Source organism: Aerosakkonema sp. BLCC-F183 (assembly GCF_041929145.1).
Lineage (GTDB): Bacteria > Cyanobacteriota > Cyanobacteriia > Cyanobacteriales > Aerosakkonemataceae > Aerosakkonema.
Genome location: NZ_JBHFNU010000049.1, coordinates 214997 through 236409, shown reverse-complemented (window position 1 = coordinate 236409; position 21413 = coordinate 214997). Strand labels below are relative to the sequence as shown.

Below are 21413 nucleotides of genomic sequence, written 5' to 3'. Positions count from 1 at the left end.
CCTTTAGCTTAGTGTCTCCACTCTGGGACAGGGAACAGAGTTTATTATTAAGATACCGATTGAAGTATTGAAATGAACAAGTTTTTCTCTCATCACCAAGTAGAGACGTTTCATGAAACGTCTCTACAGTCGGCCAAGATAAGAGGAGCCATCGTTGTTAATTGCCGACCCTTTTATTACTGCATGAATGCAATCTCGATCTGCGATCGCAGTTCGCTTTGTCACAAAAGTTAATACAGTGTCGTTTACTTTTGTCCGACTACTTAAGTTTAGAGATGGGATATGCCAAATCTCCTCTTTTACTGGTGCTTAAGCCTGCACCAACCAAAGATTCTACAAATTTGACGGCTACACTTAGATTGTATTTCAAGATAATGATGGAGTTCTGGCTTTTAAAGTATCTACTAGACTTGCCGTGCGATCGAGTGCGGCGCGGGCATTGAGTTGTACGAGTAAGGGATTTCGATAAATGGAGACGATCGCTCCATGTTTCTATTGCAATGGTATCTGGCTGTAGCGACACAACGAGATCTTCCCCCAATTTACCAACATCGATCGTCGCAGATCCTCGATCTATCCCGCAACTCTTTCGTGGCTGAAATTTCCCGCCTAAAATTTGCATAGATGTAGCAGGTAATACAAATTATTTCACCAACTTTGTGTACAAAATTTGTATACAATCCTTCTTTTTAGTTTAACACGCCAAATTTGTATCGCAGGTATCAGCAAAGGTACTTCACAGTATCTAGTAATAATTCAATACACCTCGTCAGATCGCGGCTTTTAAGATAGGCGTCCTTTATCTTCTCCGATCGGGCTAAAAATTTTGGTTTCAGTGCCTTACTCGGTAGAGATTTAAGAGCGCAACACTCAGAAATTTAATTCCAGGTAAGTCCAGACAAGCTCCATTCTGCCAGATGCCATCCCTTAACTTGTAAGGAGAAATCATGACAATCGAAACGGAAAAACGAACCGATGGGGCAATGATAACTGCACGCAAACCTGCAACCGATATTCAAAATGCCCTTGCCGAAGCTGCTGCTGGTGTGGCGTTGCGATCGGTAACTAAAAAATATGGTGCTGTAACGGCAGTCGAGCATATTACCTTCGATATTCCAGCCGGAAACTACTGCTGCCTGTTGGGGCCAAGCGGTTGCGGGAAAACCACCTTGTTGAGAATGATTGCCGGACACGAAGAGATTAGCGGAGGAGATATTCTAATTGGCGACAAGCGGGTAAATGACCTACCAGCTGCCAAGCGCAATACCTCGATGATGTTCCAGAGTTACGCTTTATTTCCCCACAAAACCATTTGGGAAAACGTCGAATTCGGATTGAAAATGAGGAACGTCGCGCCATCAGAAAGGCATACTCGCGTCGGTGAAATCTTAGAAATGGTAGGACTCAGCCATACAGCCGATCGCAAACCCAATCAACTCAGCGGCGGACAGCAGCAACGAATTGCACTCGCCAGAGCATTAGTAACCCGTCCGCAAGTATTAATGTTAGATGAACCGCTCAGCGCCTTAGATGAAAACCTGCGCGTGCGAATGCGAACGGAACTTCGCAAAATTCAAAAGCAGTTTGGCATGACTTTTATTCAAGTTACCCACCACGTCGAGGAAGCATTCTCGCTATCAGACCAAGTAGTAGTAATGACGCATGGAAAAGTAGATCAAATTGCTACCCCAGATGAACTGTTCGAGCGCCCAGGTTCTCAATTCGTAGCCAAATTTATGGGCGATAACAACATCTTTACAGGTAAAATTTTGAACGTTATTAAAGACGAAATTCTCGATTTAATTCAGTTAGAAGTTGAGGGAATTGGCAGTATATATAGTCGAGGCTACGGAACTTCCGTCGGCTCGGTAGCTGCTTGTTCTGTGCGTCCCGATCTGATGCAGATCAGCGCTTATTCACCCGATGTTCCTGCCAAGTCTTCCCTAGCTGCCAATCAGGTGGTTGCCCGCATTACAGCAGTTGAAATGACCGGGTTCGTAACGCGAGTTTCTCTAATGACCGAAGCCACCGGACAAGAACTTCTCTATAAAGCTCGCACGACAGATTGGAATAGCAATTCCTTCCATGAAGGACAGTTAGTGGTTCTGAGTTGGTCAAAAGATGATTGCGTGTTTTTGCCGCACTAGATCGCTTTCCTCAATGGATAAACTGCGATGCAATTATCTGAGTTTATCTGCGTTTTAGCTGTGGGAAAAATTTAAGTTCGACACCGCACAAGAGGTCGATTAGGCAGAGAAATATTTTCCGATCGCATCGCATCACCTGCATCGTGCAATCGGAATTTTCCAAGTGAGCTTTAAATCTCCAAATTTATCAGTTAACGCTCAGCACCGGAAAGAAAACTATGTCCAAAATCAGTCGGCGCAACTTCATTACAGGTGGGTTGGCAGCTGGAACGGCGATCGCGGCTGCTAGTTGCAATCCCAACCGAGGCCCTACGATTATTACTAACAAGATCAAAGATGTTACTCTTCGCCTGATGGGAACGGGGGCTGCTCAAATTAACGACATTCGCGAGCAAGCCGAAAAAGAACTGGGCTTTAAAATCAAAATGCGAGCGCTCAGTACGGCAGAAAACATTCAAATTGCGATTACCCAACCCAAACAATACGATATTTACGACGGAGAGTTTTTCAGTTTACCATTAGTAATTCCATCGGGAAACCTTCAGCCGATCGATATTCGCAAAGTCAAAGAATTCGATAAAATTACCCCCATTTTCACTAACGGAGAACTCTACTCAGGCGCAAGAGTAAATACCTCTCAAGGAACCGCACCCCGAAAAGTAATGTTCCTCAAAGGGTCAGATTCTACGGAATTTGCTACCAGTCCCACAGATTGGGCAACGATGATTCCGTTTCAATTCAATGCCGATACACTAGGTTATCGTCCCGATTTAGTAAATAGAAAAATTGAATCTTGGGCAGAATTATTTAACCCTGAATTTCGCGGTAAAACATCAATTTTAGATATTCCTTCCATTGGCATTATGGATGCGGCAATGGTGATGGAAGCACAAGGATTGATGCAATTTAGCGATAAAGGTAACATGACTCGCGAAGAACTCGACAAGGTAACAAATATCTTGATCGAGCAGAAAAGAGCGGGTCAGTTCCGCGCATTTTGGAAGACATTTGATGAATCTGTTAATTTTATGTCTTCTGGGGAAGTAGTGCTGCAATCGATGTGGTCGCCAGCTGTAACGGCAGTGAAAGCTAGAGGATTGCAGTGCGTGTATGCTCCCTTAAAAGAAGGTTATCGCGGTTGGGGTGGCGGTTTGGGATTATCCAAAAATCTTTCCGGGATTGAATTAGATGCCGCTTATGAATATCTCAACTGGGTATTAGCAGGTTGGGTGGGAGGATTTTTATCCCGTCAAGGTTACTACAGCGCAGCACCGGACAATGCCAGAAAATATATGAAGCCGGAAGAGTGGGATTTTTGGTATGAAGGAAAGCCAGCCGCGATCGATATGATCGATCCGTTTGGGAAAAAGATCGAATCCCAAGGTGCAGTGCGCGACGGCGGCTCTTTTAACGAGCGGATGGGTAATGTTGCTTGTTGGAATTCTTTTATGCCCGAACAAGTTTATCTTGTTTACAAATGGACGGAATTTATCGTGGCATAAAACTTCGGATCGATTCAAAATGCCAAAAAATTGAATTGATAATTTTGAACGATCGCGAAGCAATAGTTAGGTGTGAAATCGCACCTTAAATAAATAGATTTTCGATTTTTGTGGTGTGAGGAATTGAATGATGTTAAATTTGCTCGGGCAATGCCTGGGGAAGGGATCTTTTGTACCTGTTTTCCTGCTAATGGCTATTTCATCCGTATGTGCGACTGAAATTAGAGAGAACGATCGCGCGTTAACCAATCCACTTACGCGATCGGATTCAGCGACTAATTTTTCAGTGATTACCGCAGAAAATACCGAGCCAAAAACTGCATTATCAGAGCGAGTAAATTCCGTTGCCGAATTGGAAGCCGATCGACCCGGTATGTTGCAGGGTCAAGTAACTTCTGTTTCCCAGCTAACAGACGTACAGCCGACAGATTGGGCATTTCAAGCATTGCAATCCCTGGTCGAACGTTATGGCTGTATTGAAGGGTATCCAGATCGAACCTATCGCGGCAATCGCGCCATTACCAGATACGAATTCGCCGCCGGACTCAATGCTTGCTTAGATCGAATTCAGGAACTCATTGCTGGCGTAACTCCCAATTCTACTACAAATTCCAATCTGGTTCGCGCGGAAGACTTAGAAACTTTGCGGCGGTTACAAGCAGATTTTGCTGGAGAACTGGCAACTTTACGGGGACGAGTAGGAGCATTAGAAACTCGAACTGCAACTCTAGAAAGGCAACAGTTTTCTACTACTACTAAACTCAGGGGACACGCTGTTTTTGCGCTAGTAAATGTTTTTGGAGATAAAAAAGCAATCAGTTCTGGTGCTGGTATTTTACCAGCCACGCCAGCGGAATTCGGCATTCCGAATAGTGCTAGACCTGCTACATCCGATCGCGATGATGTCGATGATAATTTAGTTTTCTCCGATCGAGTACGTTTAATTCTAAACAGTAGCTTTACGGGCAGAGATAGCTTAATTATCCGCTTACAAGCAGGAAATACTCCCGCGCTGGGTGAAGCTACCGGAACGGCGATGTCTAGATTGGCGTTTACTTCTCCCAGCGATAACCGATTTTCGATCAACCAATTAGAGTATCGCTTTCCGTTAGGCGATCGAGGTACATTTTTTGTCGAAGCGTTCGGGTTTCTAGATTTATTCGTACCAACTCTCCATCCCCTTGATGGTGACTACGATACCGTTCTCACTGGCTTTGCTCTCCGCAGTCCGATTTACTTTCCCAGTGGCGTCTCAGGTGCGGGATTCAACTACAACATTAGCAAAGCAATTAATATTGGTGGAGGTTATCTAGCAGGCGATCCCACAGCCAACAATCCGAGTACCGGACTATTTAATGGCCCTTACGGTGCGTTAGGTCAAATTACAATCAGGCCATCGAATAAATTTGCGGTAGCTTTGACTTATTTGCACGCCTACGATGATGGTAGCAGTAACGCTCCTCCAGGTGGTTTTTTTGGTAGCGAAAACTCAGCATTTCCTTTTGGCCCTTTTCCCACTTCAACTAATGGATACGGCATAGAAGCACAGTATAAATTTAGCCCCAGATTGATTGTAAGTGGCTGGTATTACTATGCAAAAGCAAAGGCAGAAGCTGGATTCGGTAGAGGTGCAGATGCAACGATTCAATCTTGGGCAGGCGCTTTAGCATTTCCAGATTTATTCAAACCAGGAAATTTGGGTGGCATTGTGGTAGGAATGCCTTCTAAAGTTACAGAAAACGATGTGAGCGGTTTTGAAGATCGAGATACTTCAATTATGGTTGATGCTTTTTACAAGTATCAAATTACCGACAACATTGGCATTACACCGGGTCTGGTAGTGATTACCAATCCGGAACACAATAGCTCGAACGATACGGTTTTTGTTGGCGTTATTCGTACCAACTTTAATTTCTGATGTGACGCGATTAGGAAGATTTATTATGGCAGTTAGTCAATTTTCCAATTCGGACGAACCAACTCGATCGCGCCGGACTAAATCGGTCAACTGGAAAGCACTCCAGCCCTACTTGCTTTCCGCACCGCAAACTCTCGTATTTCTATTGTTTTTGGTGCTTCCCATTGCGGCGATCGCGATCGTGAGCTTTTGGAATTTCAATGGCTTTGCGATGTCTCCCGGATTCACTTTCAACAACTATCTGGGAATTTTCACATCCAAAGTTTATTTGGCAACTTATCTAAATACCCTGAAGTTTGCGTCTTTAGTCTGGGCAGTTTGTTTGTTAATTAGCTATCCGGTGGCTTATTTCTTGTCGTTCCACATCAAAAATCCCAAATGGCAAACTATTTGGTTTTTAATTTGTACGGTTCCCTTCCTTACTTCCAATGTGATTCGGATGATTTCTTGGATTCCTTTTTTAGGACGGGAAGGACTAATTAACCAAGCGTTGATGGGATTAGGTCTGACTAAACAACCGATTGAAATTTTCCTGTTTTCTGACTTTTCTGTAGTGCTGGCAATGGTACATCTTTATGCCTTATTCATGGTAGCACCAATTTTCAATAGCATGATTCGGATCGATCGCAACCTGATTTCAGCCGCAGAAGATGCAGGTGCATCGCCATTTCAAATTCAAAAAGAAATCATTCTGCCATTAGCGGCACCGGGAATCGCGATCGGTTCGATTTTTGTCGTCACCTTGGTAATGGGTGAATTTGCCACGATGCGAATTATGAGCGGCGGCAAATCTTCTTCTGTGGGCTATTTAATTAAAAATCAGTTGGATAGTTTGCAGTATCCCTTAGCAGCAGCTAACGCTGTAGTTCTGTTAATAATTACGCTGACGATCGTATTTGCAATTCTCCGCGCAGTTGATATTCGCAAGGAACTTTAAATCATGGCTGAGCAGAAAAAGAAACCAATTTCTTCCTATCTTTTGGCTGGCTTTTTCGGCTTGTTCGTATTATTTTTATACGGGCCGATGTTTGCCGTTTTTCTACTATCTTTACAAGGCCCAGAAGGGCAGCTTACCTTCCCAATGCGGGGATTCAGCTTTTATTGGCTTGGTGCGGTTTTTGGCGAACAGCGAGTAGGAAACTTTGTGGATGCGTTTTGGCGATCGTTCAGTTTGGCATTAATTGTCATGGTGCTGACAGTTGTCTTCAGCGTTATGGCAGGATTGGCATTCCGCCGTCGCTTTACCGGGTCGAATCTAATTTTTTATCTGACTATATCTAGTTTGATCGTACCTAGCATTCTAGTTTCTTTGGGAATAGGAATTTTATTTGGTTTGTTAGGAATTGACAACCAGTGGTATTCCTCTGCACTAGCAGGACATTTGACTTGGACATTACCTTTTGCATTTTTGATTATGCTCGGTATTTTCGGTCGCTTTAATCCTGCTTACGAGGAGGCAGCACGGGATTTAGGCGCTAGTGAAATGACTACTTTCTGGCAGATCGTTTTTCCTCTGATTGCTTCTAGTGTGGTGGGAGTTGGATTACTTGGTTTTACCCTTTCTTACGATGAATTTACTCGGACATCGCTAATTTCTGGAGAGACAAATACTCTTCCTTTGGAAATTTTCGGGATGACTACTAATGTGACTTCTCCTGCGTTATATGCTTTGGGTACGATTACCACGATTTTTTCCTTCGTGCTAATTGGAGCCGCTTTGTTGGCGATTCAGTATCTTTCCAACCGTCAGAGTAAACCAAAGCAAGGATAGAAAGAACTGCCATTAAATAGGTTTGGATTAGAAAAGCGATCGCACGTTGGCGCGATCGCTTTTTTAATTGCTGTTTGAAGCTCGAAGAGAAATAGGAGCTAAAGTTGATGCGATCGCTTATGTAGCCGACCAGCTAAAATTAGACATAGAATACTACAAAAATCGGCTCTTGGATCTACTGATAGTTACTCGGCATTAAAATGATAAACTACAGCAAAGTTTGAATTGCTGTAAGAATTTTCTCATCGATTGCGGGAGCATTATTGTTAATTTCCAGTAGAATTTCATCTGATCTTGAACCGTTTCTAAGTGCACTGGCAAAGGTTAAACCAGAAAGTATTGAAGCTGCGAAATTATGGGCTCAATACCTTACTGACTGGACATTTTGGAATCACGTTCGGACGCTTGCAGCACTTGTAGCAGCAGTATTGCTGACTTTTGCTTTGTGCGATCGCTCTTTAAAACTGTAAAATTCAAAGTAACCCTAATACTTTGAGACTGCGACGAGTAATTTCTAATCTTTTAGGCGCATCATTAGCATTCGACATGGCAAGGTTTGTAGCAAAGAAATAAATATTATTATTTTGCTGTAAATAACCTACAAACCAGCCAATATTCGGATTAACTTTATTAGCCCAACCTGTTTTTCCGCGTAGAGTATATGTCGGTGTACGCTCTACAATCATGATATCTTTCACTAATTCTAGAGTGCGTTCCGAAAAGGGAAGATTGTTACCTTCCAGTTGTCGCAAAAATTCGATTTCTTGTTTCGGTGTAATTTGCAAAGGGCCTTCTAACCAAAAGCGATCGATCTGTTCTGCTGTCCCAATTTGGCGATTACCATATCCTACGCGATCGATAAATTGTTGCATTCGCGGATACCCAATTTTTCGAGCTAAAACTTGGTAAAACCAAACAGTTGAATCTTTAAATGCTTGACGCAAATTTGTATCTCGATTCCAAGCTGGTATTTCACGTTTAATCCCATCCCAAGTTAAAACTGCAACGTCATCTGGAATTACACCAGTTTCTAATGACACCAGCGCATTGAAAATTTTAAATGTAGAAGCGGGGAGAAAAGCTGTTGTGTTCCGGGATGGATTATGTTCGTAAAAACGAGCGTTATTTTTGTCATAAATCACAATTGAACCATCAACACCTAAATCTCGAAATGATTGTCCTAAATCAATCTTTTGAGCAATGTATAAATCTGATGAAGCTGAATGTACTGGGATTCTGTATCCACTGGCAATTAGTAGAACAAAGCAGGTTAATATCACTATTAAATTGCTCAAAAAAATTTTCGAGAATTGTTGCCAAAATTTACGAATGATTGAGTGCATAAATCATCTCCTCACCAGATTACGCTTGAGTTCTTACTGTAGATGTAGCCGTACTAAAATCCATTGTTGACTTGGCTTCGCAAACAGGTGCAAATATACTCAATTTCTTCAAATGTAAGACCAAAATAAGAAGGTAAGTTAATGCCGCGTTGATAAACTTTATGAGTAACTGGGGTTGGTATAGAATTTTGCTGATACATCGGCATTTCTGAAACTGGATAAAAATAAGGTCTAGTTTCTATTCCCTGTAATTCTAAAGCTTTCATGAGATTGTTTCGCTCTGCTTCTGTATAGCCCTCGACTTCAAAACATACCAGCCAATAAACATTGCGAGCATAATCAGCAGTAAAATTAAGCTTTATCCCTGGCATATCTGCTAAATAACTTCGGTATAGTTCAAATATCTTAATTCTATCTTCAATTAATTCATCTATTCTTTGCAGTTGAGCTAGACCTAAAGCAGCTTGTAAATTGGTCATGCGATAGTTAAATCCAAGTTCGTTATGCCAATATCTTTTTAAAGGACTCATTGCTTGGTCTCGCAAATGCTTTGCTCGATGATAGAAAGCTTCATCATTTGTGGTTATCATACCTCCTTCTCCACAAGTTATAATTTTGTTACCGTAAAAACTAAAAATACCGCAATCACCTAAAGAGCCTGTTTTTTGCCTTTCTATTTCTGCGCCATGAGCTTCAGCCGCATCCTCTAGTACTAATAAGTTATATTTTTTAGCCAGTCGGTTTATCTCAATTGTATTGGCAGGATGTCCGTAAAGATGCACTGGAATTATTGCTTTGGTGTTTGGTGTTATCGCTTTTTCAATTTTAACTGTATCGATACATAAAGTATCTTCTTTTATATCAACTGTTACAACTTTAGCACCTGTATAAGCGACAGCATTTGCTGTGGCAATGAAGGTTAAATCGGGAACAATTACTTCATCTCCTGCTGTAATTCCATAAGTTGCTAAAGCGAGATGAATGGCTGTAGTCCCGCTGGAAGTTGTTAGAGCATATTTTGTCCCGCAATATTTAGCAAAACTTGCCTCAAATTCGTTGATATAAGAACCTAGAGAAGATACCCAACCCGAACTCATCGCCTGATTTACATATTCAATTTCTAGGCAAGTAATTGATGGTTTTGATAAGGGTATAAATTTTTTCATGAATTTACTAAATAAGTTCTATTCAATCCGACGTTTTGACCGAGCTACAGATATGTCCGACTTTTTTATGAAGTCGGGTATCTTGCTTAGATCTACTGTACTTCATAAACATGAAATAGACTTTAAGTAAGATGCAAAAATTTTAGTATTTTGTTTAATATTATGATTTAGATACCACATATTTGAATTATTTGCCAGAGTTTGAAGCTGTATTGAAGACAAATTTTGTAAAGAGCGATCGGGAACTAAATAATGCTTGCCCATTTCTAAACCATCAGCCTCTGAAGGATTGTAGCAAGAACAAATGGGAACCAATCCATGAGCGCAAAAAGCCGCAAAAACACTTGATTTGCCCAAATCTCCTGGAAAACGGCTATAATCTATAAAACCTGCTAAAGAATTCAACATGAGTTCTCTAATTGCTTCAGCAGGCTGAAAACCCATCTGTACTAAACGTACCCTTGGAAAGTCCGAGGGTTGTAAGTTGAGAGATTTACCAATATCGCAAATTTCTTCAATTCCTAAAGCTTGGCAACTGTACAATAACCCTTTTAGGTGATTTTGGTAAACGCGGACGCGATCGCTCCCACCAAAGACAATCATTCTAGGAGCGCGATCGCTTAAAGGTGGAACCCCATCGTCGGGTTCGCCAATAGTTGAGAAATCAGGAATACAGGTGACAGGATGCTGTAACCAACGCTCAAGAATTGCTTGAAAACGAGCGCTGTCTGTAATAACCGTTGTGGCACTTTTGGCAAGGCGGCGAGAAACTAAGCTTTGAATGGGATGTAAAAAATTGAGGTTTTTAAATTTTAAGAATGGTAACTCATGAAACATAACAATCAATTTGATGTTCCGTTGCTTGACGGTTTTTTCTAAAGCGCTTACCAACCAAAAGGGAGCATCCCATTTATTACGTAAGTAGGGATAATTGCTGTAATGTAAAATGATTCCTGTAATATCTTTCGGTAATACGGATAGAAACGCTTCTACAGTATGAGCAGGTATCCCAGTTGCCGGAAATCCAGCTACAATGGGTTCTATTTTGATTCCTTGTTGAAAAACAAAAAACTGTGTAGCAATTCCGTGACCCTTTAAAAGTTGGCTAGCTAATTGAATAGAATAATCGCCAACTCCATCGGTATGGGGAGGAAGCCTGGGTACAATTTGAATGATGTTCATACAAAAATCTCCGTTTCTCAGGGTTAATTTTAACAGGTTTTGAATTCCAACGGTTTTTAACTTAGTGCAGTACAGTTTTTTTTATTGAACCGCAGATGCACGCATATAGACGCAGATGAAAATGTACCTTATGTAACCGCACTTTGCGTGTAAGTTATTATTTCTGATTCTCCTGAACTTTTTCTAAAGCAAGCTTCACTTTTTCAACTAAAATTGGCAATGCTGACTGGTTAAATAAGTTACCGAAAAGGCCGGGTATTTCGTAGCTTTCTACTCCTTTTTCTGTGAGGTATTCCCATCCTAACTTAGAGCCGAAATACCATTCTAAGAGTTGCGTTTTAGCACGGAAGAGCGTAATCGCGCCCGGATAAACTTGTGGAGTGTATCTGGCTTTAGCCGCTCGGTTTGCTTTTTCAGCTTCCTGGTAGCGAAGCTCATGGTTAATAGATTTGTTGGATTTTTGCAAATGAAGGTTATTATCAGTCAGGGAATTATTTTCATAGCTAGATTTCTTTGATGGGAGTTGCGTTCGATTCAGCCTTTGCTGCAATTTAGGTTGAAATTTTTTCTTCAACCAACCTGTAACATACTTAAATTTCTCCCACCCATTTCGCTGTTTTAAATCATCGGCATGATAGTAATAGGTTTTTTGCAGCAGAAAACTAACTTTATGAAAAACAGCTTGGGTTTTCCAAAGTAGATTATTTTGCGGCAATGGTTTAGGTGCGAAAGCATCAATTAAAGCCAATAATGCAATTTCTTCGCCTTGAGCGCGAAGCTGTTGAGCTATTTCAAAAGCAACGACCCCTCCAAAACAATGACCGCCGATAAAGTAAGGTCCATTAGGTTGGATAGTGCGGATTTCTTTGAGACAATTGGCTGCCATTTCTTCAAGAGAATTTTGAGTAAATGGCTTACCCTCTAAAATGGGATGTTGCAGACCGTAAAAAGGGCGATCGCGCGGCAAAAGATGCGCGAATTTAACCCAAGTCGTCGCATCGGCGGCACCCCCGTGGAAAAAGAAAGGCACTTGCGATCCATCTGGTTTAATTGGAACAAGCGTCGCCCAGCGATTTGACCATCCTTCTTGGCGCAATATTTTAGCTAATTCTTCAATAGTTTGTGCTTGGAAAAGAGTAGCAACCGGAATGTCTTGACCCAACCTATTCTTAATTTGACTGAAAAGTTTTATGGCGAGTAAGGAGTGTCCGCCTAAGTCAAAGAAGTTATCGCTTGTTTGGATTGACTTTAGATTGAGGACTTCTTTCCAAATTTGGATGAGTTGCAATTCTAATTCATCTTTAGAAGTTTTAATGATATCTGTGGATTCTTGTCGAGCTCGATCGGGTTTGGGAAGTGCAAGGCGATCGATTTTTCCACTCGGCGTTAAAGGTAGAGCATCCAAACTGATAAAGTTTGATGGCATCATATAATCAGGAAGTTTGGTCTTGAGAAAAGAGCGCAGTTCGGTTAAGATAGGTTGTTTTCCATTGCCAACAAAATAGGCAACCAAATGTTTGTTATCGCGCTCCTCTTGCACGACAACAACAGCTTCTTTCACGCCAGGATGCTGGAGCAAGATTGTTTCGATCTCTCCCAATTCAATCCGAAAACCTCGAATTTTTACTTGATTGTCAATCCGACCGAGAAACTCAATATTACCATCTTTAAGGTAACGAACGCGATCGCCTGTTTTATATAAACGGGCATTAGGTTCTTGACTGAAGGGATGGGGAATAAATTTTTCTGCGGTTAATTCTGGGCGATTGAGATAGCCTCGCGCCAATCCCGCACCGCCAAGGTATAATTCTCCAGGCATTCCGATAGAAACGGGTTGTAAGTTGCGATCGAGAATATAGGTTTGCACGTTGGCGATCGCTCGTCCGATGGGAACTTCTTGCAAAATGGGAGTAGAGGTACTCACCTGGTAAACTGTAGCGACTACTGTTGCCTCTGTTGGGCCATAAGTGTTTAACAATTGAGGAAAATCTCCTACCCACTGCTGCCACAACTTGACAGATTGAGGGAGCGCTCGTTCTCCACCGATAATAACTAGCCGCAAAGATGCGGGTAGATTATATTTAGCCGCCACCAATTCTCGCAGCATTTGCTGCCAGTAAGCGGTGGGCAAATCCAACACGGTGATTTTCCATTCTTGGCATCGTTTCAGAAATGTTTCGATAGAACTTAACATCTCATCGGTACGCAAAACTAAAGTACCGCCAGAAAGCAAACAAGGATAAATTTCTTCAGCAGCAGCATCGAAGCTAATTGAAGCAAATTGGAGCGCGAAATCGCTTTGACTGATGCCATATTCTGCGATCGCAGCTTGGGTAAAATTCACTAAAGATTGATGTTCGATCGCTACCCCTTTAGGTTGCCCCGTAGACCCGGATGTATAGATCGCATAAGCGAGATGATGGGGAGAAACTGGGCAGTTGGGATTGTCTGAACTGGCTAAGGCGATCGCATTCCAATCTCGATCCAGACAAACTAAATTTACTCCCTTGTCGGAGAATCTTTCTAACAGTTTTTCCTGAGTTAATAACCGAGATATTTCAGCATCAGAAATGATATATTCTAAACGTTCTGTGGGATAAGTAGGGTCTAAAGGTACATAAGCACCTCCTGCTTTCAGAATTCCCCATATCCCGACTAACATCTCGATCGATCGTTCAACACAAATCCCGATAAGTTCTTCCGGTTGAATGCCCAATTGTTGTAAGTAATGGGCGAGTTGATTGGCGCGTGCATTTAACTCCGCGTAGGTAAGCCGCTGGTTCTCAAATTGCACGGCTATGCTATTTGGGTATTGCAATACTTGTTGTTCAAATAATTGATGAATGGCGAGATTTGTCAAAGCATTGGATGAAGGAGAATTCCACTGGTGGAGGAGGCGATCGCATTCTCGATCTGAAATTAAAGGCAGTTCAGCCAGAGAGCGATCGCTATTTATAACCAGATGGCGAACAAATGTGGTAAACGAGTTGCTAAAGCGGTCAAAGCTTTCTCGATCGAAGGCGGCAGCGTCATACATCCAACGGCATTCTTCCCCTGTCTCTGGAATTACGAAAGTTAAACCATAAGTCGATAAAGCTGATGCGAAATCGAGAGTTTCCACTCGTTCGATCGTGACGGGAAATTGATGCTGAAATCCCAGTTTTCGTAATTCTTGAAGTTCGGGATATCTGAGTAGGATGTCACGCGGATAAGTTTGGTGTCGTTCCACCCATTGCATTTGTTGTTGCACTGCCTTAACGACTTCCCCTATTCCTTGCTTGAGGTTTATTTTGAGACGAAAAGGCACGTCAACCGCAAAGAAATTTTCTAATCCCCCATCAGGGCGCTGGCTGGTTGTTAATCTCCATCCCAGATCGAAATCATCTGTTTCTACGATCCGGGCGAGATAGGCGGCGAAAGCAGCGACGAGAAATTCTTCTAAATTCCAACCTTCTGAATGACTTGCTAAAAAGCGGTCAATTTCGGGGAAAACGAGCCAGTTTTTGCTTGCCATATCTTCTCCTGGTAACGGAGAAAAGATATCTTGATTTCCATAAAGCCAATTGCGATCGGGTGAAGCGATCGGCTGTAAGGTGGCTAATTTTTCTACCCAGAATGATTCATGTTTAGCGATCGCAGTTTCCATCTTCTTGAGATGCTGCATTTGGGTTGATTCGATTTCTTCAAAGCAGTCGCCTATCTGCAATCTCAATCTTGTCACCAACTCAGGGATAGAAAGGGTTTTACCTTCTAAAGTCAGCATTCGCGTGAGAGCAACATCATGACTTCCAGTAGAAACGATTAAACGATCCGATTCAATTGCAGTAATGGTTCCAGGGACAGCACTAGAAGTAGTTTCTAGCACTTCCAACTGAGCAATAATGATGAATGTATTGGCGATCGCTAATTTCGGCAACCCCAAAAGATTTTGATAATTTCCAAAATCTAACGCTCGCATCCAAATTTTCAATTCTTCACCCTGGCGATACCAGGGCAATAAGCATCCGGGACTGGGTTTTTGAGAAATTGAGAAATAGCTGCGGTTCTCTAAATTCTGTGGAATTAAGGTGATAGCATCGTGCTGTAAGTCATCAATTAATTCAACAAAAGACTCTAACGCGGCTTGATAACATTTACCGATCAGGGTAAAAGCTGTTTCATTTGGATCGATCTCGATTGTTACCTGTTTGATGATATCGCCACTATCTATTAGATGGTCGATCTGATGCCAGGTAACACCATGCACTTTTTCTTGATTCAAAATTGCCCAAGATGGTGCATTGATACCGCCATATTGTGGTAAAAGGGAATCATGGCAGTTGAGCGCATATTTCCGAGGTAATTTAAAGAGTTTTTCTGGTAAAATTGATAAGTTATAGATACTAAATAAATAATCAAAAGGTCGTTGACTTAAAACATCAACTAAATCATCTTTTTCCTGAAGAAGAGGAATGTTTTGGTCAGTTGCCCAGCGGTCGATCGATGCTCCAGTAGAAATAATCCCGAATATTTGATGACCTTTTTCTAAAAGATGCTGAGCGCAGGGAATCACCAAAGATTGATGACCGATTAAATAGCAGCTAAATGATTCATTTTGAGTTTGATGCTTGGCTAATAAATGGTCAGTCAATTCTGCAATTGGTCGATCGAGATTAGCAACAATATCTCTTAATAAACTCTGGAAATCCAGCCCAATACTTGCAATAGTTTCGGGTTTGAATAAATCAGTATCGTATTTAAATACAGCTAATAAACCTTCAGGCTGTTCTTCAAGTTCTAAGGATAAATCCACCATAACCATCCCTGTTTCTAAGGGATAATCTTCCATTTTTATCCCAGCCACTTCAATCGATTCTTTGGGTAGATTTCTGAGTTGAAATAGCACTTGAAAAAAGGGAGGTTGATGGAGATTCCGCTTCGGCTTCAATTCCTCGACAAGTTTGTCAAAGGGAATTTCCCGGTGAGTTTCTGCTGCCAAAGCAACTTCTCGAACTCGTTTGAGTAACTCTCGAAATGTCGAGTTGCCCTCAACAGAAGTACGTAATACTAGGGTATTGATAAACAAGCCGATCGAGTTTTCGATTTCCGTGCGATCGCGTCCTGCGATCGGAGTACCTACGGTAATATCTTCTTGACCAGTATAACCATAGAGTAATGTCTGAAACGCTGCCAGTAGAGTCATAAACAGCGTCACCCCTTCTTGCTGACTCAATGCTTTCAGCGACTCGCTCAAGTTTTTGGGCAATCTTTGGACTTCCTTACCGCCTCGGAACGTGCGACTATGGGAGCGCGATCGGTCGGTCGGTAACTTTAGAACCGATATATCGCCTCCTAATTGTTTTTTCCAATAAGCGAGTTGAGTCTCTAATTTTTCTCCTTGAAGTCGCTCTTTTTGCCAGCTAGCAAAGTCTGCATATTGAATTGGTAAGACAGGTAAGGAAGAGGATTTAGCGTTAACGAAAACATCATAAAAAGCAGCCAATTCTTTCAACAAAACACCCATCGACCAGCCATCAAAAATAATGTGATGTAGGGTCAGCAATAAAATATGTTCTTCTTCACTTAATCGCAGTAAAGTAGCTTGAATTAAAGGCAATTGGGATAGGTTAAATTTATGCTGCGCTGCCTGAATTGCTAAAGGTTGGACTTCTGCATCCCGTTCCGAAGTCGGTAAATGGCTCAAGTCTACGAGGGGTAATGATATGGTGAGAGTGGGTGCGATCGCTTGAATTGCTTGTCCATCTACTACGGGAAAGCTGGTACGTAAAATTTCATGACGACGTACAATTTCATTCAAACTTTGCGCCAAGGCGAGAACATTCAGTACACCTACTAAATGAATATTGCTAGGACGATTATAAGCGGGATTTCCCGGCTCAAATTGGTCTAGTATCCACATTCGCTCCTGAGAAAATGACAAGGGCGCGGGATTTCCATCGCTTCTTTGGGGAATGCTTTGTTTTTGATTTGATTTGGCAGCTTTTTCTTGCAGCTTTTTCTCTAAAAGCGCTCTTTGCGCTGGAGATAATTTGGCAATTCTTTGATTGATTTCGCTCATGATTTATATCTAGATAGTATTTATTTATTTAACAAATTTTGACTTTCTTCTTCAGATAAATTCTCAATGTTAGCCAATAAATCATCTAACTCCTCAACTTCAAGCGACTCAGCTTGAATTTGAGCTATTTTGATTGCCATATTCCCAATTGTAGGTTGTTGAAAGAATATCAGAAAAGACAACTCCACTCCCCAGGCTTCTCGCACGCGATTAACAATTTGAGCAGCCAGAATAGAATCCCCCCCTAGTTGAAAAAAGTTATCATAAATTCCGATTTTTTCAGATCCTAACACTTGCGACCAAATTTCTGCCAATTTCATCTCGATTGGGGTTTGAGGTGGAGCATATTCCACTGGATCTGCGGTGGGATTCGATGCCGTCAGTCCTAATTTTTCAGCTAAACCAATCCGTTGCAGTTTTCCCGTTGGCCCTTTAGGGATTTCATCTAAAAATAAAACAACGCGAGGAACTTTAAAATCTGCTAGTTTTTGAGCAGCAAATTCTTTGATTTCTAACTCGCTAGTCGTCATTCCTTCCTTTAAAACGATAGCAGCAGCAACATCTTCCCCTAAAAGGGTATGGGGTGCAGCAAACGTCAGGACTTGAGCGACAGCAGGATGTTCTAGTAAGACTTCATCTACTTCGCGAGGGGAAATTTTTTCACCCGCTCGATTAATAATTTCTTTGATTCGACCTTTTAAAAAGAGATATCCATCACCATCTAAATAGCCTAAATCTCCTGTCCGAAACCAACCATTAGTAAACGCTTCTGCATTCGCCTTCGGATTATTTTCATAACCTTGAGTGACGTTGGCTCCCTTAATAACAACTTCTCCGATTTCACCTGTTGAAAGTAAATGTCCCGCTTCGTTCATAATGGCAATTTCTGGCCCTGCTGCTAAGCCAACCGAACCGGGTTTACGTTCTTTGGGAGGGAGGGGATTGCTTGCCATTTGATGGGAGGCTTCTGTCATCCCGTAGGCTTCAATTACGGGAACATTAAAAGTGGTTTCTAATTGAGCCATGATTTGAGGGGCTAGGGAAGCAGAAGAGGAGCGAATAAATCGGAGTTTGCTGTGGGAAATAATCTCCTGATTTGCTTCAGCCTGAGCCAAAATTGACTGGTGCATAGTGGGAACAGCTGAATACCAAGTGGGTTGAAATTCTGCTACCCAACTGAAAAATTGTGGCGCATAAAAACCAGGGGAACAAACGATGCTAGCACCAGCACTGAGGGATGAAAGCAAGGCGGCAATTAATCCATGAATATGGAATAAAGGCATGATGTTGAGACAGCGATCGCTCTGCGATAAATTCAGCGTCTGGCGAATATTACTGGCAGAACTGCAAAGATTGGAATGCGTCAACGGCACAATTTTGGGGCGAGAGGTTGTGCCAGAGGTGTGTAAAACTAAGGCGATATGATGAGATTCTGGATTCTGAATTTGCGCGGTTGGATTGGCTAAATTTTCAGAAATTAAACTAAAACTACCGGCTTGAGCTTCTAACTGGGGGATAAGTTCGATAATTGGGATTCCTCGCTCTTTAGCGACTATTTTAGCAGGTTCGCCCACTCCAGACTGAATGACTAAGGCTTTGGCATTGAGATCGGAAAGATAAAAGTCGAATTCCTGTTCGCGATAAGCTGGATTGAGGGGCGCACAAGTAGCAGTCGCGGCGATCGCTAAAAAGGCAACCGCCATTTCTGGGCCATTGGGAAGGACGACAGCAACGCGATCGTTGGGGCTGATTCCCAGCGTGTTGAGCGTGGCGGCGGTTTGGTGGATGCGATCGCGCAAACCACCATAAGTTAAGGGAGCGCGTTTTGGAGCCAGAATTGCGATTCGATCGGGATTATTTTGCGCCTGAGCTTGAATGAGTTCGGGAACTGTAATTGGCTGTTTCGCAGGATTCATTATTTCTCTACTTTCAGATTTTGGTTTATATTTAGCCTTTGCTTCTCGATTTATTTTTACAGCTTGTCAGACGTTTGCTGACGTGTCACATTTAAGACGAACTCCGCTGGGACGGCAAAGTTAAGAGTGCGCCACGCTAAGAAATGCGACAGACTTTGAGCCTGGTAAACAAAGCTGGTAAATAATCATTGAACCGATCTGATGCTAGATTCATTGCATCAATGGTACAACTACCACAACCGGAAGAACGCTCACTCAGGTAGTCACTCAAGCGCGTCGAAGAAACTCCCACCCAAGGAAAATGACCTACAGGTGCATTGGCTGTATAGTTTAATTCGGTATCTAATCGCCACTGAGTTCCTGCTAACTCCATACCAACTGGATTGTTTTCTGGTAGAGGAGCGTTTCTGCGCCATCCTACTACTTGACCAAATCTTTCTACTCGCTGTTTTGAGTTATTTGTTCGAGGGTTAATCTGTTGCCAAATTCGCTGTTGTGCGCTGTAACCAAAGCGTTTTTGGCTAGCAGTTGACCAAAGCCGATCGATATTACGCAAATCTTCGCAAGGAAGTTGAGCGAGTACGGTTTTGCTATCAAATAGCAAATCGCCTTCAGTCCCAGCTAATCTAAAGATAATTCCTCTAGTTTCTAGATCGGCAGCTTGCCAATTACGTCGATTCAAAAAGTTTTGCAAATTGCTGTAATCGATGCGCCACTGCGAAATCGGTTGCGAGGGATTGAGAATATCGAAAGTGAAAGTGCTAACCACTTGTTGAAAAACTTGTCGAATGCGATCGTTTTTATTGATGTACCCTACTTGCAACCGGAATACATACCCATTATCTCGACTGCTGAATAAGACATTATCGGATTCATAGAGCCCTGTTGAAGTGTAAGCGATCGCTTGCTGTCCGGCAACAGTTAGAGGGCGATCGTCATTCCGGCTTAGTTGACCTTTCCATCTCGCTAAAGGCAACTTTTGGGAGTTATTATAAACGGTGATGCTAATAATTGGTGGCGATTCTGGTAAATCATTAGGGTTAAGATAATCTGCTTGGTTCCAAATTTCTAATACTTCTACAGGAGTAGGCTGACCAGATAACTTTTGGGTTGGTACAATTGTATAACCGCTTGGCCGAACAAAACGAAAACCAAAGCTTTTACTGGTATAAAATACATCTCGCATCGCGGCGGCATTGCCAGTTGGATTAGCAGCAGCTACTTGAGATGCGCTTGGTGGAGTAGATAATCCTGAAAGCTGGGTACTATTGCCGATAGCAAACAGAAATAATGCTATTACCCCAATTCTTTCGCTTTGGCGATCCATCTGAAATGCGGCAAGGGGACTCCCGTTATACCCGTTAGGGTTAGCGGTCGGGGAATTGCCGCCAGCAAATAAATTGCCCAAGAGGGCATCCTCATTTTCAGGATGGATATTCATAACCGTCAGATCTGTAAATAGTTTTCAAGTATTTGGGTGGCATTTTCTTGATATCTTAGCGCACTAAGTCCAGAAGAACCTGAAAAATTGGCAGTCGCGCTAAATCTGTCAACTACTAAAACTACCTACGAGCCTATTTAATCTAACGCTCGGTATAGGTGCTGCTCTAGGCGATAGCCTTAGCATTAATTCTCAGTAGTATTTCAAACAGGGCAAATGTCATCTCAATTGACCCAGAATCAAGAGTTACCATCAGCAAAGAAGACCACATTGTTCGATCGCACTTTTCGAGACAGTGAAGGCAAAATTGTGATTGCCCAGATACCCAATCTACCGTTCCTAGTTGGGTTAGCAGCCACCTTGCTTCAATTTCTGCTCCCAAGCGGCAAAATTCAGATAACCTCAGAGCTAGTAGCGTTCGGTGCTTTGTTCACTTGGGCATGGTTGGAACTCTTTGACGGAGTTAACTACTTCCGCCGAGCGCTCGGATTGATTGTGTTAGTGGGTATAATCGTGCTGAAACTTAACGGATCTCTTGACGTGAATTCCCTTTAATAATTCACTAAAAGCATCTAGTTCGCCATCGTATAGCCTTGCAGCAGAATTTTAGATGCACTAGGCAAATCCGCTGACCCTTTCGGCATCATCATGGCAGGAAAGCGATCGCGCTCCATCAGATCGATAGGTAGCTACACCCTAGAAGAATGGCTAGGTAGTACCTTGATTCAACTAAAGCCAATCGCCAACCGAACTTTTCCGGTTCTCCCGTACTTAGGAGAACCGGATTTGCCTTCATTAAGTGCTTGAATCTTTTCACATTTACCAAAAATAAAGCTCCAATAGCGCCGATTAAAAGCCAGTAGCGCTATTTAGATTTAGAGTTAGTACTGGAGTTTAGACTATCGCACCGCAGGTGCGATGTCTAAACTCCAGTTATTAAGCTTACGGTTCGCTCATTTGAAAGTCAGT

The 21413-nt window shown here is 42.3% G+C and carries 14 protein-coding genes; 7 read left to right on the top strand and 7 right to left on the bottom strand.

The features are described 5' to 3' along the window. Positions 1-259: 259 nt before the first annotated feature. Positions 260-622, bottom strand: coding sequence for a hypothetical protein (locus ACE1CD_RS15180; protein ID WP_374825185.1), 363 nt, complete (start codon positions 620-622; stop codon positions 260-262). A 325-nt stretch (positions 623-947) separates the two neighbouring features. Here ACE1CD_RS15180 and ACE1CD_RS15175 point away from each other — a divergent pair, with 325 nt between their 5' ends. The 6 genes from ACE1CD_RS15175 (at position 948) to ACE1CD_RS15150 (ending at position 7808) form a co-directional block, all read left to right on the top strand. After that, complete coding sequence (locus tag ACE1CD_RS15175) at positions 948-2147, top strand: ABC transporter ATP-binding protein (RefSeq protein WP_374825183.1); 1200 nt, start codon at positions 948-950, stop codon at positions 2145-2147. Positions 2148-2365: 218 nt separating this feature from the next. After that, positions 2366-3649, top strand: a complete 1284-nt coding sequence (locus tag ACE1CD_RS15170; protein WP_374825181.1) for a PotD/PotF family extracellular solute-binding protein — start codon at positions 2366-2368, stop codon at positions 3647-3649. A 130-nt stretch (positions 3650-3779) separates the two neighbouring features. Continuing rightward, the gene (locus ACE1CD_RS15165) at positions 3780-5567 is read left to right on the top strand and encodes an iron uptake porin (protein WP_374825179.1); all 1788 of its coding nucleotides are present in this window, start codon (positions 3780-3782) and stop codon (positions 5565-5567) included. Positions 5568-5592: 25 nt separating this feature from the next. After that, positions 5593-6504: an ABC transporter permease gene (locus ACE1CD_RS15160; protein WP_374825177.1), complete on the top strand. Its 912-nt coding sequence runs from the start codon at positions 5593-5595 to the stop codon at positions 6502-6504. A 3-nt stretch (positions 6505-6507) separates the two neighbouring features. Then, complete coding sequence (locus ACE1CD_RS15155; RefSeq protein WP_374825175.1) at positions 6508-7338, top strand: ABC transporter permease; 831 nt, start codon at positions 6508-6510, stop codon at positions 7336-7338. Between the two features lie 263 nt (positions 7339-7601). Next, a complete protein-coding gene (locus ACE1CD_RS15150) occupies positions 7602-7808 on the top strand; it encodes an anthrone oxygenase family protein (RefSeq protein ID WP_374795576.1) in 207 nt (68 codons plus the stop codon). A 3-nt stretch (positions 7809-7811) separates the two neighbouring features. On the opposite strand, the gene blaOXA is transcribed toward ACE1CD_RS15150, so the two are convergent. The 6 genes from blaOXA to ACE1CD_RS15120 form a co-directional block, all read right to left on the bottom strand. Beyond that, positions 7812-8681, bottom strand: a complete 870-nt coding sequence (blaOXA, locus tag ACE1CD_RS15145; RefSeq protein ID WP_374825173.1) for a class D beta-lactamase — start codon at positions 8679-8681, stop codon at positions 7812-7814. A gap of 53 nt (positions 8682-8734) precedes the next feature. After that, a complete protein-coding gene (locus tag ACE1CD_RS15140; protein WP_374825171.1) occupies positions 8735-9847 on the bottom strand; it encodes a DegT/DnrJ/EryC1/StrS family aminotransferase in 1113 nt (370 codons plus the stop codon). Positions 9848-9949: 102 nt separating this feature from the next. After that, entirely contained in the window at positions 9950-11029 is a 1080-nt protein-coding gene (locus ACE1CD_RS15135) for a hypothetical protein (RefSeq protein ID WP_374825169.1), read from the bottom strand. A 157-nt stretch (positions 11030-11186) separates the two neighbouring features. Further along, positions 11187-17087: an amino acid adenylation domain-containing protein gene (locus ACE1CD_RS15130; RefSeq protein WP_374825167.1), complete on the bottom strand. Its 5901-nt coding sequence runs from the start codon at positions 17085-17087 to the stop codon at positions 11187-11189. 20 nt (positions 17088-17107) lie between these two features. Further along, positions 17108-19003: an AMP-binding protein gene (locus ACE1CD_RS15125; RefSeq protein ID WP_374825165.1), complete on the bottom strand. Its 1896-nt coding sequence runs from the start codon at positions 19001-19003 to the stop codon at positions 17108-17110. Between the two features lie 136 nt (positions 19004-19139). Further along, positions 19140-20444: a GUN4 domain-containing protein gene (locus tag ACE1CD_RS15120; RefSeq protein WP_374825163.1), complete on the bottom strand. Its 1305-nt coding sequence runs from the start codon at positions 20442-20444 to the stop codon at positions 19140-19142. Positions 20445-20660: 216 nt separating this feature from the next. Between ACE1CD_RS15120 and ACE1CD_RS15115 the strand changes: the two genes are divergently transcribed. After that, complete coding sequence (locus ACE1CD_RS15115) at positions 20661-20999, top strand: hypothetical protein (protein WP_374825161.1); 339 nt, start codon at positions 20661-20663, stop codon at positions 20997-20999. The last annotated feature ends 414 nt before the right edge of the window (positions 21000-21413 follow it).